Source organism: Vibrio palustris (assembly GCF_024346995.1).
Taxonomy (GTDB): domain Bacteria; phylum Pseudomonadota; class Gammaproteobacteria; order Enterobacterales; family Vibrionaceae; genus Vibrio; species Vibrio palustris.
The window spans coordinates 1,786,079-1,802,899 of sequence record NZ_AP024887.1; the positions used below are offsets into that span (position 1 = coordinate 1,786,079).

General features: G+C 45.5%; 15 protein-coding genes. 13 read left to right on the top strand and 2 right to left on the bottom strand.

What is annotated here, in order from left to right:
* Positions 1–37 precede the first annotated feature (37 nt).
* Positions 38–1,207, bottom strand: coding sequence for a 2-octaprenyl-3-methyl-6-methoxy-1,4-benzoquinol hydroxylase (locus tag OCU30_RS08395; protein WP_077312239.1), 1,170 nt, complete (start codon positions 1,205–1,207; stop codon positions 38–40).
* A 297-nt stretch (positions 1,208–1,504) separates the two neighbouring features.
* Between OCU30_RS08395 and miaB the strand changes: the two genes are divergently transcribed.
* The 5 genes from miaB to lnt all read left to right on the top strand — a co-directional run bounded on the left by miaB (position 1,505) and on the right by lnt (position 7,099).
* A complete protein-coding gene (gene miaB, locus OCU30_RS08400) occupies positions 1,505–2,929 on the top strand; it encodes a tRNA (N6-isopentenyl adenosine(37)-C2)-methylthiotransferase MiaB (RefSeq protein WP_077312237.1) in 1,425 nt (474 codons plus the stop codon).
* Between the two features lie 70 nt (positions 2,930–2,999).
* Positions 3,000–4,118, top strand: coding sequence for a PhoH family protein (locus OCU30_RS08405; protein WP_077312236.1), 1,119 nt, complete (start codon positions 3,000–3,002; stop codon positions 4,116–4,118).
* The gene (gene ybeY / locus OCU30_RS08410) at positions 4,115–4,591 is read left to right on the top strand and encodes an rRNA maturation RNase YbeY (protein WP_077312234.1); all 477 of its coding nucleotides are present in this window, start codon (positions 4,115–4,117) and stop codon (positions 4,589–4,591) included. The genes OCU30_RS08405 and ybeY overlap by 4 nt, the downstream gene beginning before the upstream one ends.
* A gap of 57 nt (positions 4,592–4,648) precedes the next feature.
* Positions 4,649–5,524, top strand: a complete 876-nt coding sequence (corC, locus tag OCU30_RS08415; protein WP_077312232.1) for a CNNM family magnesium/cobalt transport protein CorC — start codon at positions 4,649–4,651, stop codon at positions 5,522–5,524.
* A gap of 39 nt (positions 5,525–5,563) precedes the next feature.
* Positions 5,564–7,099 (top strand): apolipoprotein N-acyltransferase, encoded by a 1,536-nt coding sequence (gene lnt, locus OCU30_RS08420; protein WP_077312230.1) that lies wholly within the window; start codon positions 5,564–5,566, stop codon positions 7,097–7,099.
* Between the two features lie 69 nt (positions 7,100–7,168).
* Here the strand turns inward: lnt and OCU30_RS08425 are convergent, their stop codons facing one another.
* Positions 7,169–7,639 (bottom strand): zinc ribbon-containing protein, encoded by a 471-nt coding sequence (locus OCU30_RS08425; RefSeq protein WP_077312228.1) that lies wholly within the window; start codon positions 7,637–7,639, stop codon positions 7,169–7,171.
* A 122-nt stretch (positions 7,640–7,761) separates the two neighbouring features.
* Between OCU30_RS08425 and leuS the strand changes: the two genes are divergently transcribed.
* The 8 genes from leuS to OCU30_RS08465 all read left to right on the top strand — a co-directional run bounded on the left by leuS (position 7,762) and on the right by OCU30_RS08465 (position 16,814).
* Complete coding sequence (gene leuS, locus OCU30_RS08430; RefSeq protein ID WP_077312226.1) at positions 7,762–10,338, top strand: leucine--tRNA ligase; 2,577 nt, start codon at positions 7,762–7,764, stop codon at positions 10,336–10,338.
* 149 nt (positions 10,339–10,487) lie between these two features.
* Positions 10,488–11,120 (top strand): LPS-assembly lipoprotein LptE, encoded by a 633-nt coding sequence (locus OCU30_RS08435; protein ID WP_077312224.1) that lies wholly within the window; start codon positions 10,488–10,490, stop codon positions 11,118–11,120.
* A gap of 21 nt (positions 11,121–11,141) precedes the next feature.
* Entirely contained in the window at positions 11,142–12,161 is a 1,020-nt protein-coding gene (gene holA / locus OCU30_RS08440) for a DNA polymerase III subunit delta (RefSeq protein WP_077312222.1), read from the top strand.
* Positions 12,162–12,225: 64 nt separating this feature from the next.
* Positions 12,226–12,543 carry a ribosome silencing factor gene (rsfS, locus tag OCU30_RS08445; protein WP_077312220.1) on the top strand — a complete coding sequence of 106 codons (318 nt, stop codon included), beginning with the start codon at positions 12,226–12,228 and terminating at the stop codon, positions 12,541–12,543.
* Between the two features lie 4 nt (positions 12,544–12,547).
* Positions 12,548–13,018, top strand: coding sequence for a 23S rRNA (pseudouridine(1915)-N(3))-methyltransferase RlmH (rlmH, locus tag OCU30_RS08450; protein WP_077312218.1), 471 nt, complete (start codon positions 12,548–12,550; stop codon positions 13,016–13,018).
* A gap of 6 nt (positions 13,019–13,024) precedes the next feature.
* Complete coding sequence (mrdA, locus tag OCU30_RS08455) at positions 13,025–14,908, top strand: penicillin-binding protein 2 (protein WP_077312216.1); 1,884 nt, start codon at positions 13,025–13,027, stop codon at positions 14,906–14,908.
* On the top strand, positions 14,908–16,026 hold the full coding sequence (gene rodA / locus OCU30_RS08460) for a rod shape-determining protein RodA (RefSeq protein WP_077312214.1): 1,119 nt from the start codon (positions 14,908–14,910) through the stop codon (positions 16,024–16,026). Before mrdA ends, rodA begins: the two co-directional genes overlap by 1 nt.
* On the top strand, positions 16,026–16,814 hold the full coding sequence (locus OCU30_RS08465; RefSeq protein WP_077312212.1) for a septal ring lytic transglycosylase RlpA family protein: 789 nt from the start codon (positions 16,026–16,028) through the stop codon (positions 16,812–16,814). The genes rodA and OCU30_RS08465 overlap by 1 nt, the downstream gene beginning before the upstream one ends.
* Positions 16,815–16,821 lie beyond the last annotated feature (7 nt).

Below are 16,821 nucleotides of genomic sequence, written 5' to 3' on the forward strand. Positions count from 1 at the left end.
TTATTAGGATGAATGCTCAGCCCTCGCTAACTCATACTTACAATCCGAGCGCATACCTAAGGAGATTTTTTTTAATGGGGCCACTATGCTCCGCTACTTTAAGCATCGCATTACGCGCGAACTTTAGCGGTGGCAGAGAGTTACTAAAGGTTTTATAAAAGAAATCCATCCCTGATTGCATTAACAAGTTATCCGGACGACGACGTCGCTCATAACTAAGTAAAGCACTTTGCGTTAACTCATGCAGCCCTTGTGTTTGCTCTAATAATACCGCGACATCTTTAAAGCCAAGATTGACCCCCTGACCAGCCAAAGGGTTAATGGTATGCGCCGAATCCCCAACCAACACACAACGATTTTTCACATAACTCTGCGCATGACGACGAGTCAGTGGGAAGCTGCCATGATTCAAGACGGTGACCTCGCCTACCTCAGCGGGAAAATGAGTCATGATTTCATCACCGAGTTGATGTGCGGTCATATTGCTCAACTGGCGAATACGTGATGGACTGTCATACCAAACTAATGAAGCTTGGTGGCCACTCAGTGGCAGTAAGGAACGTGGCCCTGAGGGGAAAAATTGCTGCCAAGTAATATCTTGCTGCGGCTCTGCAGTCTCGACATTGATCAACATGCAATCTTGGCGATAATCCCAAGCGGTAACGCCTATACCAGCAGCGGCACGCACACGCGAGTTGGCTCCATCAGCACCGATGACCCACTGCGCAGAAATCACCTCTCCTGAATCCAAATAAAGCTCTCGTCCATCAGATTGCGCATTCATTGCCATACGAGTTAAGGTGTCTGGACAGTATACACTCAAGTGCCCGGATGCTTGCAGCGGGGCAAACTGTTCCCATAACCCTAATTGAATGACGCGGTTTTCCACCATAAACCCCAGTTCAGATAAACCGAGATCATCACTGTGAAAGCGCGTACGACAATGCGGCTGCTCCCATGTTTCTAACCCACGATATGGACACACACGCATCGCTTTGATTGCATCCCAAGCGCCAAGTGAGGCTAATAAGGCCACCGAGTTTTGCGAAATGGCTGAAATTCGCACATCCATAGGCTGCTCTTTTGCAAACGGAGCCGCGGGTACACCTTCAACAAGTGCTACACGACGGCCTTGCTGAGCCCATCCTAACGCCACTGCAGCACCGACCATTCCTCCGCCGATGACCGCCACATCAAACTTTTTCATATGCTACTTTCTTGCCGGTTATTGTGACATTTCTATTGTACGTCTACGGATAAATTTTGCGACTTATTTTGTTATTTTCCCACACTCAATTTGTGGCTAAAAGCTATGAATAGCAAGGTGCATAAGAGATTTTACTTCATGACTAGTCAGTGCCTTTTTAAAGAAGTACAATACGCCGCTTACTAAAGCTAGGCTGGTAAGACAACACACCATACCTAAGCTTCTTTGCCCAGCTATACTGCATAAAGGTAGCTTAGGTATATTAAACAGATGAACTATTAAACGAGCGGAAGTGAGATGAGTAAGAAACTGCTAATAAAAACCTGGGGCTGCCAGATGAACGAATACGATTCGTCAAAGATGGCGGATCTGATGAACGCGGCAAATGGCTATGAGTTAACAGAAGACCCAGCGGAAGCAGACGTCCTACTACTAAATACCTGCTCCATTCGTGAAAAGGCACAGGAAAAAGTCTTTCACCAGCTTGGTCGCTGGAAGAACTTAAAAGACAAAAAACCTGGTGTTGTGATCGGTGTAGGTGGTTGTGTTGCAACGCAAGAAGGCGATCACATTCGACAACGTGCGCCCTATGTAGACGTTATTTTTGGCCCGCAAACCCTGCACCGTTTGCCACAAATGATCAAACAGTCGCAAGGTGACTCAGCGCCTGTGATGGACATTTCTTTTCCAGAAATCGAAAAATTCGACCGCCTGCCAGAGCCACGTGCCGAAGGCGCAACAGCGTTCGTTTCTATCATGGAAGGGTGTTCTAAATACTGTACTTACTGCGTAGTACCTTACACGCGCGGCGAAGAAGTCAGCCGTCCGATGGACGATGTCTTATTTGAAATCGCTCAACTGGCAGAACAAGGCGTACGTGAAGTTAACCTACTGGGTCAAAACGTTAACGCGTACCGTGGACCAATGCACGACGGTGAAATTTGCTCATTTGCTGAATTGCTCCGTTTAGTGGCATCCATTGATGGTATCGATCGTATTCGCTTTACCACGAGCCACCCACTTGAATTCGGTGATGACATCATTGAAGTGTATAAAGACACGCCTGAACTCGTGAGCTTTTTACATCTACCGGTACAAAGTGGTAGCGATCGCATCTTAACCATGATGAAGCGTCCGCACACTGGTCTTGAATATAAATCGATCATTCGTAAGCTACGTAAAGCGCGTCCTGATATTCAAATCAGCTCAGACTTTATTGTCGGCTTCCCAGGGGAATCGGATAAAGATTTCCAAGACACCATGAAAATCATTCGTGATGTCGATTTTGATATGAGCTTTAGCTTCATTTTCTCAGCGCGTCCTGGTACGCCAGCTGCCGACTATCCATGTGATGTATCGGAAGAAGAGAAAAAAGCTCGCTTACAAGAGTTGCAACAGCAAATCAATACGCAAGCCATGCGCTACTCTCGTCTCATGATGGACACAGAACAGCGTATTTTGGTTGAAGGTCCATCGAAAAAGAACTTGATGGAACTGCGTGGTCGTACTGAAAATAACCGTGTGGTTAACTTTGAAGGATCGGCAGATCTTATCGGACAATTTGTCGACGTGAAAATCGTCGATGTCTTCACCAACTCACTACGTGGTGAATTAATCCGTACTGAAAAAGAAATGGGTCTTCGTAGCATTGTCTCTCCATCAGAGATGAAAGCGAAGACACGTCGCGAAGATGAGCTAGGGGTATCGACTTTTACTCCATAAGCTCGTATAAATTGTCATTAGGTGCCCGGTCGTAATCGGGCCCTTTCCCATGACACAATGAGAGGCTAATTTGAGCAATAAAACAGTAACCGTAGAAAGCAATCTTGAACCAGCAGATAATCAACGTCTAGCCAGCCTATGCGGACCTTTCGATGACAACATCAAACAAATCGAAAGACGTTTAGGGGTTGAAATCAATCATCGTAATAACCTTTTCACCATCGTCGGTAAACCTCATACCTCTGAGGCGGCATTAGATATTCTCAAAACACTCTATGTCGATACCGCGCCCGTTCGTGGCAACATTCCCGATATTGAACCGGATCAAATTCATCTTGCCATTAAAGAATCGGGTGTCTTAGAGCAAAACCCAGAAATCACCGATGCGTCGATCAATTACGGCAAAGAAGTCGTGATTAAGACCAAAAAAGGCATCATCAAACCGCGCACACCTAACCAAGCGGCGTATTTGATGAATATGGTCACGCATGATATTAACTTTGGTATTGGCCCTGCGGGCACCGGTAAAACCTATTTAGCGGTTGCGGCAGCGGTTGATGCCTTAGAGCGTCAAGAAGTTCGTCGTATCTTGCTCACTCGTCCTGCGGTTGAAGCGGGCGAAAAACTCGGTTTCTTACCCGGCGACCTCAGTCAAAAAGTTGACCCTTACTTACGTCCACTTTACGACGCGCTATTTGAAATGCTGGGCTTTGAGCGAGTAGAAAAACTCATTGAACGCAACGTGATTGAAATTGCCCCGCTTGCCTACATGCGTGGCCGTACCCTTAATGACGCGTTTGTCATCCTTGATGAAAGTCAAAATACGACGGTTGAACAAATGAAAATGTTCCTAACCCGTATTGGCTTTAATTCTCGCGCCATTATCACCGGTGATGTTACTCAAATTGACTTGCCTCGTGGGGCACGCTCGGGTCTACGTCATGCCATTCAAGTGCTTAATAATGTTGAAGACATCAGTTTCAACTTTTTCCAAGCCGACGATGTCGTACGCCACCCAGTCGTCGCACGCATTGTTAATGCCTACGAAAAATGGGAAGCAGAAGATCAAAAAGAGCGTAAAGAATTTGAACAGCGCCGCCGCGAAGAGCGTGAAGAGAAACGTCTTGAAACACAAAAAGCGGAAATTGAAGTTATGCGCGCTGCATTAAAGGAATCCGATCAATCATGAGCATTGAATTAGACTTACAGATTGCGTGCGACAATGCAGAGCACTTACCTAGCGAGGAGCACTACGCTCGTTGGTTAACACAAGCGGTCAGCCGTTTTCGAGAACAAGCTGAAGTCACAATTCGCATCGTGGATGAAGCAGAAAGCCACCAGCTAAATTTGGACTACCGTGGAAAAGACAAATCGACCAATGTGTTGTCTTTTCCCTTTGACGCTCCTCCAGGTTTTGATATTGATTTATTAGGTGATCTGGTTATTTGTCGACAAGTCGTTGAGCGTGAAGCCAAAGAGCAAAATACTACTCTGGACGCACACTGGGCGCATATGGTTGTACACGGTAGTCTACATCTGCTAGGTTATGACCATATCGAAGACGATGAAGCCGAAATCATGGAGTCTCTCGAAACTGATATTATGCAGCATATGGGGTTTGATGATCCGTATGCCATCGAAAAAGCGTCACTCCCTGAATAGCGCGGGAGTATTATGTGAGCTATCACACGTCTGATAGCATTAGTTAACAGAGAAACAATGAACGAAGATAACTCGCAGAGTTCTGAAGGTCCGAGTAGAAAGTCCTTCTTTGAGCGTTTAGGCCAACTTTTTCAGGGTGACCCGAAAGATAGGCAAGAACTGGTCGATGTCATTCGAGATTCCGAGCTTAATGATCTCATTGATCATGATACACGCGGAATGCTTGAAGGCGTCATGCAGATTTCTGATATGCGTGTGCGGGACATTATGATTCCTCGCTCCCAGATGGTGACCGTAGAGCGTCACGAAATTCTGGACAACATTGTTGCATTAATTACTGATGCGCAACACTCACGCTACCCAGTTATCAGCGAAGACAAAGATCATGTCGAAGGCCTGCTGCTCGCGAAGGACTTACTCAAATACTTAGGCTCTAACTGCTCACCATTTAATATCGAAGAAGTCATTCGTCCTGCGGTTGTTGTACCGGAGAGTAAACGTGTTGATCGCCTCTTAAAAGAGTTTCAAGAGGAACGTTATCACATGGCGATTGTCGTAGATGAGTTTGGTGGTGTATCTGGTTTGGTCACGATTGAAGATGTCTTGGAAGAAATTGTTGGCGATATCGAAGATGAATTCGATGACGAAGAACAGCAAGAGATCCGTAAACTAAGCAAGCATACCTACGCTGTCAACGCACTGACGACCATTGAAGATTTTAATGAAGCCTTTGGCGCAAACTTCAATGATGACGAAGTAGATACGGTCGGTGGACTGGTTACCACGGCATTTGGTCACTTACCAAGCCGAGGAGAAGTCGTCGAAATAGAGCACTATAGCTTTAAAGTAACTTCGGCGGACAATCGCCGCGTGATACAAATCCATGTCACGATTCCTGATAGTTCGCCTCAACCAGAATCGACTGAAGAGTAATCTAACCTGCGCTTTTAATCGAGCCTAGAGCAATTTCAGATGATAAAAATAAGTCTTCATCACCTTAAGCGGCCTATCATGGCCGCTGTTATCGGCGCTAGCACCACGCTAGCCTTCGCTCCATTCCATATGTGGCTTTTCGCGCTCATTAGTCCTTGCTTACTTCTGCTCTTACTCAATAAGACGACGCCTAAGCAAGCCGGTTGGATGGGTTTCTTTTGGGGGTTAGGGCAATTTGGTACTGGAGTAAGTTGGGTCCATGTCAGCATTGACACCTTTGGTGGGATGCCCCCTATCGCGGGCTTCATACTGACAGGTTTATTGGCCGCTTATCTTGCGTTATACCCCGCATTATTTAGTTGGGCGCTCAACCGATTCTTTGCTCGCCGCCATCATACTCGTTTATTTCTTGCCGCTCCCGCACTCTGGCTAGTCTCTGAGTGGCTACGTGGCTGGGTGTTTACTGGTTTTCCATGGTTATCCCTTGGATATAGCCAAATCGATAGCCCACTGGCCTATTTCGCGCCCGTCGGTGGCGTCGAATTGCTGAGTCTATTACTGATGGTTTGTGCCGCTGCGTTAGCCAGTGCTTGGCTGCGAAGATCGTGGCAATATGCTCTGATCACCGTTGTTATATTCGCCGCTGGTTATGGTTTAAAATCAGCACATTGGGTTACCCCTGATAGCGACCGAGCGGCCAAAGTCGCCCTGGTCCAAGGTAATATCGATCAAGCGTTAAAATGGCAACCTGATCACCGTTGGCCAACCATCAATAAATATGTCGATCTCTCCCGTGAAAACTGGGACGCCGACGTCATCATTTGGCCTGAAGCTGCTATTCCCGCAGTCGAGCGTGATGTTCGTACTTTTCTTGGTAACTTAGACCACGCCGCCAATATAAAAGGCAGCAGCATCATCACTGGCGTGATCAATTATGATGACCAAAAACGTTTTTATAATAGTATTCTTACACTCGGTAAAACCCCAAGTGATGGTTACCACTATGATATTGATGCGCGTTATCATAAGCACCATCTACTGCCATTTGGTGAATTCGTCCCTTTTGAAAGTATTCTCCGTCCGCTAGCGCCGTTATTTAATCTGCCTATGTCGTCATTCTCGGCAGGACCATACGTTCAGCCCAATGTCATTGCGAACGGATTTTCTTTCGCACCAGCGCTGTGTTACGAGATTATTTTTGGTGATCAAGTCAGAGCCAATGTTGATGATACAACCGACTTTTTATTAACCCTATCTAATGATGCATGGTTTGGCCATTCAATTGGGCCATTACAACATATGCAAATCGCCCAAATGCGTGCTTTAGAGCTTGGTAAGCCGCTGATTCGCTCGACCAATAATGGCGTCACAGCAATCACCAATTACCTTGGCCAGATTACTCACGAGCTGCCACAATTTGAGACAGGCGTACTCACCGCAACCATCCACCCTACCGAAGGTGAAACTCCTTACTATATCTGGGGCTCATGGCCGCTGTATAGCTGGGTCTTGATAAGTTTGATTTGGGCATGGCGCCGCCGCAAGCAGTCAGTAGAGACAACAGCCGAAGCATAATTTCCACGCTTTACTGCTTATGTGTTAATGATAGCCATCAATGTTGCACATTGATGGCTATCATTGTTTCTAGCTTTTTATCGACTGGCGATGAAACGCATCATTACCGCAAGCGGTACAAGAAATCACTGTCGATGGATGGGTGTACTCAGTACGCTGCCCGCACTTTTCACACACTAATACCCCTAAACTGATCATATCCCCGGTTTGATAAAGCCCACGTTTTTCCAACTCATGAGTCAGCTCTAACCACTCGATCTTGGTTTTATCGGTAATATCCATCAGGCCTTGCCAAATGGAATTCGTAATAGTTAAATAAAATGGTCCGCTTTTACTCTCTTCAAATGCTTCTGCAAATTCTTTAAGATCCGACTCAACATAAGCCGACCATAAAGCTAATTCATCTTTTGTCATGTCGCTCGCCGCATGCAGCACGTCCTTGGATGTTTCGATTACATGATGCAGCTCTGTGGGGCTTTTTTTCAATGACTCCACGACATTTTCCATCAGTGTTTCATATTCACTCTTGTGTTTTGGCATAAGTCACCCCTTTCAAAGTGGATTGGCTATTGTTGTCCTGACATCCTTTAGGTATTCTATGACGATCTAATAGTTTCTATTCTAATTGAACTCACAAATTCCAAGATAACCGGATATCATCGATGCTAGATCAATATAACCCGCAAGATATTGAACAAAAAGTTCAGCAGCACTGGGAAAGCAATGAAACCTTCATTGCTCATGAAGACCCTAACAAAGAAAAATTCTATTGTCTCTCTATGTTCCCATACCCAAGTGGCCGACTCCACATGGGTCACGTGCGTAACTACACCATCGGTGACGTAATCTCTCGCTTCCAACGCTTACAAGGCAAGAACGTGATGCAGCCTATCGGTTGGGATGCGTTCGGACTACCCGCCGAAAATGCCGCGGTTAAAAACAAGACCGCGCCCGCTCCTTGGACATACGAAAATATCGAATACATGAAGAACCAGCTTAAACTGCTGGGCTTTGGTTACGATTGGAACCGCGAATTTGCAACCTGTACACCAGAATACTATCGCTGGGAGCAAGATTTCTTTACTAAGTTGTACGAAAAAGGCTTAGTTTACAAAAAGACGTCATCGGTAAACTGGTGTCCACATGACCAAACGGTACTGGCAAATGAACAGGTTGAAGATGGCTGTTGCTGGCGTTGTGATACGCCTGTGGAACAAAAAGAAATTCCACAGTGGTTCATTAAAATCACTGCTTACGCGCAAGAGTTGATTGATGATCTGGACAACCTTGATGGTTGGCCTGAAATGGTGAAAACCATGCAGCGTAACTGGATTGGTCGCTCTGAAGGTGTAGAGCTGTCTTTTGCTGTCAAAGATCACGCGCACAATCTAGACGTGTACACGACTCGCCCAGATACTCTAATGGGTGTAACGTACGTGGGAATCGCAGCAGGTCACCCTATGGCAGCGAAAGCGGCCGAGAATAATCCACAACTTGCCGCATTCATCGATGAATGTCGTAATACCAAAGTTGCTGAAGCAGAATTAGCAACGATGGAGAAAAAAGGCATGGCAACAGGCCTAACGGCTATTCATCCATTGAATGGTCGTGAAGTACCTGTCTACGTCGCTAACTTCGTCTTGATGGATTACGGTACTGGCGCGGTAATGGCCGTTCCGGCACACGACCAACGTGACTTTGAGTTTGCGACAAAATACGGCCTTGATATCCAACCTGTGATTCTGAACGAAGAAGGTCAAGCACCGGATATTTCTGAGGCGGCTTATACAGAAAAAGGGCCACTGTTTAACTCAGGTGAATTTGATGGTTTGGATTTTTCTGACGCATTTGATGCTATCGCGCAAAAACTAGAAAGTAACGGCCAAGGTAAGAAAACCGTTAATTTCCGTCTGCGTGATTGGGGAGTATCTCGCCAACGTTACTGGGGCGCACCAATCCCAATGGTGACGACCGAAGATGGTGAAGTTCACCCTGTTCCAGCAGAGCAGCTCCCGGTGGTATTGCCAGAAGACGTCGTGATGGATGGGGTTACCAGCCCAATCAAAGCAGATAAGAGCTGGTACGAAACCACATTCGAAGGTCAACCTGCGATTCGTGAAACGGATACCTTCGACACCTTTATGGAATCGTCTTGGTATTACGCGCGTTACTGTTCACCGCATGCCGATGATATTCTTGATCCAGAAAAAGCCAACTACTGGTTACCTGCCGATCAATATATCGGTGGTATCGAACACGCGTGTATGCACCTACTTTATTCACGTTTCTTCCATAAACTGCTGCGTGATGCAGGTTATGTGACAAGTGATGAACCGTTTAAAAAACTACTATGCCAAGGCATGGTGCTAGCTGATGCCTTCTACTTTGTGAACGAGAAAGGCACCAAAGAATGGGTCTCACCAACAGACGTTCAAGTAGAGCGTGATGGTAAAGGACACATTACTAAAGCTGTCGATAGTCAAGGTCGTCCTGTTGAACACTCAGGCATGATCAAGATGTCTAAGTCGAAGAACAACGGCATCGACCCACAAGAAATGGTTAACAAATACGGTGCGGATACCGTACGCTTGTTCATGATGTTCGCATCTCCTGCAGATATGACGTTAGAATGGCAAGAATCTGGTGTAGAAGGTGCCAACCGTTTCTTACGTCGTGTATGGAAGCTGGTGCACGAGCATACTCAGCAAGGTGAAGCTAGCAGCGTCGATACTGCAGCCCTTAGCAATGATCAAAAAGCACTACGTCGCGATGTACATAAAACCATTGCGAAAGTGAGTGATGATATTGAGCGTCGTCAGACATTCAATACCGCCATTGCCGCGATCATGGAACTGATGAATAAGCTGACGAAAGCACCACAAGCTGATATCCAAGATCGTGCGATCATGGACGAAGCCCTGAAAGCGATTGTCCGTATGCTAGCGCCAATTACCCCACATATCTGTTTCGAAATGTGGGAAGCTCTCGGCGAATCTGATGTTGATCACGCAAATTGGCCAACATTCGACCCAGAAGCGTTAGTCGAAGATGAAAAACTGATCATCTTGCAAGTAAATGGTAAGCTACGCAGCAAAATGACAATTGCCGCTGATGCCACGAAAGAACAAGTTGAAGAACTTGGTATGAATGACGAAAATGTGATGAAATTTATCGAAGGTAAAACCATCCGTAAAGTGATTTATGTACCGGGTAAACTACTGAATATTGTGGCAAACTAAGCCTTATTCCCGTCTTGCTATTTTGAGAGCAAGACGGCATATTAAAGTGGCCTTAGGCCACTTTATTTCTTCCTTATAAGGGAGCTTTATCTTAATTTATTGCTCAATGCATTAAGATAAGTCTTTCGATAATAGAGAACCGATAACCAATGCGTTTAACACACTCTACCCCAATCAAACTTGCGATTGTTTTATTTCTCACCACTGTCATTAGTGCTTGTGGCTTTCACTTGCGTGGCGATTATGATGTGCCAGATGCATTAAGTACCATGTCTTTCACGAGCTATGATGAGTACAGTACACTGACTCGCATCGTGCACCGACAGTTACGTATGAACTCGATTAATATCGTGTCTCCCGACCCTGAAACACCTAACTTGCACCTTGATGGCGAAAATACCAGCGAGCGTACGCTTTCTCTTTACCAAAATACTCGTACGGCAGAAAAAGAGATCACTTATAGCGCTCAATATACCGTGACGATTCCTAATATCGGCTCGCGTTCATTCTCAACCAGCGTGACCCGCAGCTATCTTGATAACCCGCTTAGTGCGCTGGCTAAATCGATGGAACAAGATAAACTTGAAGATGAAATGCGTCACACAGCAGCCAACCAAATTATTCGTCAAATGGCGCGTTTGAAAGCCAATATTCAAGCTGGCACGATGCAGTTGGATAAAAACGGCGATAAATTGACGAAAGATGAAATCAAACAACAACGCATTATAGAAAAACGTCAGGAAAAAGCCGCCTCTGACTTATCAAACTCTGATGATAATTAAACGACGTCACTAGTCCTATTTATGAAGATTTACGCCGATAAATTGGCCGATTCGTTATCCAAACAGCTTTATGGATGTTATTTGCTGTTTGGTAACGAACCACTCTTACTGCACGAGTCTAAAGCAGCTATCGAGCATTCAGCGAAACAACAAGGATATGACGAAACTCACCGTTTCAATGTGGATGCAAACCTAGACTGGAACGATGTTCTCGACTGCTGTCATGCGATGAGTTTATTCTCTAGTCGACAAATTATTGAGCTCGACCTTCCCGAATCAGGGTTGAACGCGACCATAACCAAAGCGTTACAGTCAGTGGCTGATGCGCTCAACCCCGACATTATTTTAATTGTGACTGGGCAAAAAATTACGCGCGCTCAGGAAAATGCCGCATGGTGTAAAGCCCTGTTAGCGAATGGATGCTTAGTCAATTGTTTAACACCAGACATTCACCGCTTACCGCAGTTTATTGCTGCTCGCTGCCGCTCGCTAAACCTCACGCCTGATCGCGATGCGTTGCAAATGCTCGCGCAATGGCATGAAGGTAATTTATTAGCTCTGGCGCAAAGTTTAGAGAAACTCGCTCTCAATTATCCTGATGGCACGTTGAACCTTGCTCGATTGGAAGACTCACTCAGTCGCCATAATCACTATACGCCATTTCATTGGAGCGATGCTTTACTTGAAGGTAAAGCCCAACGTGCTCAGCGTATCTTGGCGCAATTACAATCAGAGGGCGCAGAACCCATCATCCTTTTGCGAACACTGCAAAAGGAACTACTGCAACTGATAAAAATGCAACACGCCACAACGCAGCAGCCTCTGAGTGCGGTCATGGAAAGCTTTCGTGTCTGGAATAATAAACGCCCCTTATACTCGGCTGCGTTACAGCGTCTCTCTACGCAAAAATTACGCCATTTGGTAAAATTACTTGCTCAATGTGAAATCTTGACAAAAACTCAATATGAACAGCCTGTATGGCCACAATTGCAGCAAATCTCCTTAGAATGTTGTCTACCTCATGTGAACATACCGTCTTAATTACTAGGCATGCTATACTGTTCGACCTTTTTTCGTTTCCTAATTGATGTTTGAGGATACTAACTTGCAACGCGAAGAACTAACTGCATTTATTACTGACAAAGCCGATGATATGAAAGCTGAAAATATCATTACCCTCGATGTACAAGACAAATCAAGCATTACCGATGTAATGATCATTTGTACTGGCTCATCAAAACGTCACGTTTCTTCCATTGCTGAGCATGTGGCTGAAAACGCAAGCCAAGCAGGCGTTCATTTACTGGGCATCGATGGTGAAGTCGAAGGAGAATGGGTGGTCGTCGATCTTGGTGACACTATGCTGCATATCATGCAAGAAGAACAACGCGAAATGTATCAATTAGAAAAGCTCTGGAGCTGATCCTTTGAAAATACAACTGATCGCGGTAGGCAATAAGATGCCCAAGTGGATAACCGAAGGCTTTGAAGAGTATCGCCGCCGTTTCCCTCACGATATGCCTTTAGAGCTCATCGAAATCCCGGCAGGGAAACGAGGAAAAAATGCCGATATTGCACGTATTTTACAAAAGGAAGGCGAAGCAATGTTAGCCTCCGTGCCAAGAGGTAACCGTATCGTCACGCTTGATATTCCAGGAAAACGTTGGGATACAGAACAATTAGCGGGTCAATTAGAAAGCTGGAAGCTCGATGCGCGTGATGTTTCCATCTTGATTGGCGGGCCAGAAGGCCTTTCTCCTGCTTGTAAACAAGCTGCAGAACAGTCTTGGTCTTTATCTCCATTGACACTCCCTCACCCACTGGTTCGTGTCGTGATGGCTGAAAGCCTCTATCGAGCTTGGAGTATCACAGCCAACCATCCTTATCACCGAGAATAGGCCTTCATGTTACGTAAACGTAGCCAATTTCGAGATTATAAAGCTGAGGCACGGTTGTTTCGCAACCGTGCCTTGGTGTCATTTTTAGGTATTATCGTACTGATTATCGTGTTGATTGGTAACCTCTATAACATTCAGGTTAATCAATTTCAGGATTACAAAACACGTTCTAACGACAACCGTATTAAAATTGTTCCGATCTCCCCCAATCGCGGGTTAATTTACGATCGAAATGGACATTTACTGGCAGAAAACCGTCCAGTTTATAGCCTGGAAGTCACCCCAGAAAAAATCAAAGATATGGATAAGACCATTGCACGTCTCAAACGTATCTTACCCATCACTGATGACGATATAAAACGCTTCACAAAAGAGCGTCGTCATACACGCCGTTTTAACGCTGTCCCGTTACTGAACCAGCTCACCGAAAAGCAAGTCGCCGTGTTTTCGGTTCATCAATATGAGTTTCCTGGTGTTCAAGTCACCGCTGCATTAAAACGTTATTATCCGTATGGTGCGGTGTTAACTCATGTGCTCGGTTATGTCTCACGCATTAACGATAGAGATATTGCTCGCCTTGCTCGTGAAGGCAAACGGGCCAACTATAAAGCGACGCATGACATTGGTAAGCTTGGTGTAGAGCGTTATTACGAAGATATTCTGCACGGTACCGCCGGCTATCAAGAGGTCGAAGTCAATAGCCGTGGGCGTGTTATCCGCACACTAAAATATGTTCCACCTACGCCAGGTAAAGATATTGTTTTAAATATCGATATTAACTTGCAACTGTATGTATCTAAATTGCTCGATGGGCGACGCGGCTCTGCGATCGTTCTTGATGCCAAAGATAACGGTGTGCTCGCTATGGTTTCCAGTCCGAGTTACGATCCTAATAAGTTCGTACATGGCATTTCGAGTAAAGATTACAATAACTTACTTCATAATAAAGATCGCCCATTAGTCAACCGGTCAACACTGGGGATTTACCCTCCAGGCTCGACGGTCAAACCGTTCATGGCAGTATCGGCACTAACCGAAGGTGTTATCACTCCTTCTACAACCCGTAATGACCCGGGATGGTGGCGCATTCCCAACTCTAATACTCGACCATTTCGTGACTGGTTACGTTGGGGCCACGGCAAAGTCAATGTCACGAAAGCACTGGAAGAATCTGTAGATACTTTCTTCTATCAAGTGGCTTTCGACATGGGCATTGATCGTATTTCAACGTGGATGAAAAAATTTGGTTTTGGTGACTACAGTGGTATCGATATCTATGAAGAAAGTAAAGCCAACATGCCCACGCGTGAATGGAAACGTGCGCGCTTCCATAAACCGTGGTACCAAGGTGATACCATTCCTGTTGGTATTGGACAAGGTTATTGGACCGCAACACCACTACAGCTAGCCAAAGCGACCTCAGTATTGGTTCATCACGGACAAGTGATTGCACCACACTTGCTACGCTCAACGATTAACAACGGTAATGCGTTTACCACTCGTAAAGACGCGGAAATTGTGACCTACCCTCCGATTAAAAATGTACCAGAAAAATACTGGGACATTGCTATTAATGGGATGTATTTAGTGAACAATGGTCGCCGTGGTACTGCAAGACGCGCTTTCCATGGAGCCCCCTATACCAGCGCGGGTAAATCGGGTACAGCGCAGGTATTCGGACTTGCAGAAGGTCAATCCTACAATGCCGACGAGATTGCAGAACATTTGCGAGACCACGCATTGTATACCTCTTTTGCACCGGTCAAAAACCCGAAAGCCATTGTCACAGTGGTGCTGGAAAACGCCGGTGGTGGTTCCAGCCACGGAGCGCCCGTTGCACGTAAGATTTTTGACCGTTTATTGATAAAGAATAATAAAGGCGATAAGTAATGAATATGGATCCAACAACTGAAAGTCGCTCTTTCTTTCAACGCATACACATTGATTTGCCACTGCTACTGGCCGTTATCGTATTAATGTTCTTTGGCTTGGTGATTATGTACAGTGCCAGTGGCCAGAATATGGCAATGATGGAGCGTCAAGGTATGCGGATGGTTATGGCGTTAGCCATCATGATCATTACCGCACAAATCCCTCCTCGCACATACGAACGCATGGCACCACTGCTTTTTTCAGTCGGCGTGGTATTACTGTTTGGAGTGCTGTTTTTTGGCGAAATTTCTAAAGGCGCGCAGCGCTGGCTCGATCTCGGTGTGGTGCGCTTTCAGCCTTCAGAACTTCTTAAATTAGCGGTGCCATTAATGGTCGCACGCTACATTGGTGCTCGCCAATTACCGCCAACTTGGCAAACACTGTTCATTTCTCTAGCGATGGTGTTTGTGCCAACCATCCTAATTGCCAAGCAGCCTGATTTAGGTACGTCAATTTTGATTGCCGCATCAGGCGTATTCGTCATTTTTCTTGCCGGTATCAGTTGGAAAATCATTACCGCTGCCGTAATCGCTGTGGGCAGTTTCGTGCCTGTATTGTGGTTCTTTTTAATGCACGAATATCAAAAAACGCGTGTGAGAACATTATTTAATCCAGAATCGGATCCATTAGGCGCTGGCTACCACATCATCCAAAGTAAAATCGCGATTGGTTCCGGAGGGTTACTCGGTAAGGGCTGGCTACATGGTACCCAGTCCCAACTCGAATTTTTACCCGAACGACATACCGATTTTATCTTCGCGGTGATCGCCGAAGAATGGGGACTGATCGGTGTCCTTGTGTTACTTAGTGTGTATTTATTCATTATTGCGCGCGGTTTGATTCTGGCGAACAACTCACAGACTGCCTTCGGTCGCATGATGGCCGGCAGTATTGTGCTAAGCTTTTTTGTCTACGTGTTTGTTAATATCGGTATGGTGAGTGGAATTTTACCTGTTGTTGGCGTTCCCCTTCCATTAATTAGTTATGGTGGTACCTCTATGGTCACACTACTAGCAGGATTTGGAATTTTGATGTCCATTCATACACACAGAAAAGCATTTTCAAAGGCAAGCTAATGACAAATAAACGATTGCCGTTGGCACTTACCGTACTTATGTTGGCGGGGTGCTCTAATACCCCATCAGGACGCTACTCAATTGATAGTGACGTAGCGCCAAATACGCCGATTTCAGTTGAGCATATTGAAGATGCGCATCCACAACGTGAAGCTTATAGCTTGGGAGGTAACAAAGATTACACTCTGGGTGGTAAGCAGTATCATATAATAAAAAACCCACAAGGCTTTACCCAAACAGGTAAAGCTTCTTGGTATGGGTCTAAATTCCACGGACATCGTACTTCGAATGGCGAAGTTTACGATATGTATTCAATGACCGCGGCACATAAAACTCTGCCGCTGCCAAGTTATGTCAAAGTCACCAATACGGATAATGGCAAAGCGGCCATTGTTCGAGTCAATGATCGTGGCCCCTTTCATACTGGCCGTATCATTGATTTGAGTTACGCGGCAGCCTCAAAGCTGGGAGTACTAAAAACCGGTACAGCCAATGTCCGATTAAACGTTATAACACCGAGCGTAGCAAAGCATAAAAAAGCCGCAAAATATGCACATAAATATTACATTCAGCTGTCATCATCAAGAAATGAAAAAAATGCGCGAACTTTAGCGAAGAATATGAGTCAGAAGTTATCAGTGCGTAGTTTTATTGATAGCAAGACCGGAAGCTATCGCGTTTTTTTAGGTCCTTTTGTTGACTATACGCTGACGCAAGATACTCTTACGAGAGTAAAATCCTTGGGTCATAAGACCGCATTCGTTAAAAAGTACATCAACACGCCTTGATAGCTAA

What these genes read in the sequence shown, in the direction of transcription:
- OCU30_RS08395 (WP_077312239.1), bottom strand. Translation starts at nt 1,207, where the DNA reads ATGAAAAAGTTTGATGTGGCGGTCATCGGCGGAGGAATGGTCGGTGCT.
- miaB (WP_077312237.1), top strand. Translation starts at nt 1,505, where the DNA reads ATGAGTAAGAAACTGCTAATAAAAACCTGGGGCTGCCAGATGAACGAA.
- ybeY (WP_077312234.1), top strand. Translation starts at nt 4,115, where the DNA reads ATGAGCATTGAATTAGACTTACAGATTGCGTGCGACAATGCAGAGCAC.
- corC (WP_077312232.1), top strand. Translation starts at nt 4,649, where the DNA reads ATGAACGAAGATAACTCGCAGAGTTCTGAAGGTCCGAGTAGAAAGTCC.
- lnt (WP_077312230.1), top strand. Translation starts at nt 5,564, where the DNA reads ATGATAAAAATAAGTCTTCATCACCTTAAGCGGCCTATCATGGCCGCT.
- OCU30_RS08425 (WP_077312228.1), bottom strand. Translation starts at nt 7,639, where the DNA reads ATGCCAAAACACAAGAGTGAATATGAAACACTGATGGAAAATGTCGTG.
- leuS (WP_077312226.1), top strand. Translation starts at nt 7,762, where the DNA reads ATGCTAGATCAATATAACCCGCAAGATATTGAACAAAAAGTTCAGCAG.
- OCU30_RS08435 (WP_077312224.1), top strand. Translation starts at nt 10,488, where the DNA reads ATGCGTTTAACACACTCTACCCCAATCAAACTTGCGATTGTTTTATTT.
- holA (WP_077312222.1), top strand. Translation starts at nt 11,142, where the DNA reads ATGAAGATTTACGCCGATAAATTGGCCGATTCGTTATCCAAACAGCTT.
- mrdA (WP_077312216.1), top strand. Translation starts at nt 13,025, where the DNA reads ATGTTACGTAAACGTAGCCAATTTCGAGATTATAAAGCTGAGGCACGG.
- rodA (WP_077312214.1), top strand. Translation starts at nt 14,908, where the DNA reads ATGAATATGGATCCAACAACTGAAAGTCGCTCTTTCTTTCAACGCATA.
- OCU30_RS08465 (WP_077312212.1), top strand. Translation starts at nt 16,026, where the DNA reads ATGACAAATAAACGATTGCCGTTGGCACTTACCGTACTTATGTTGGCG.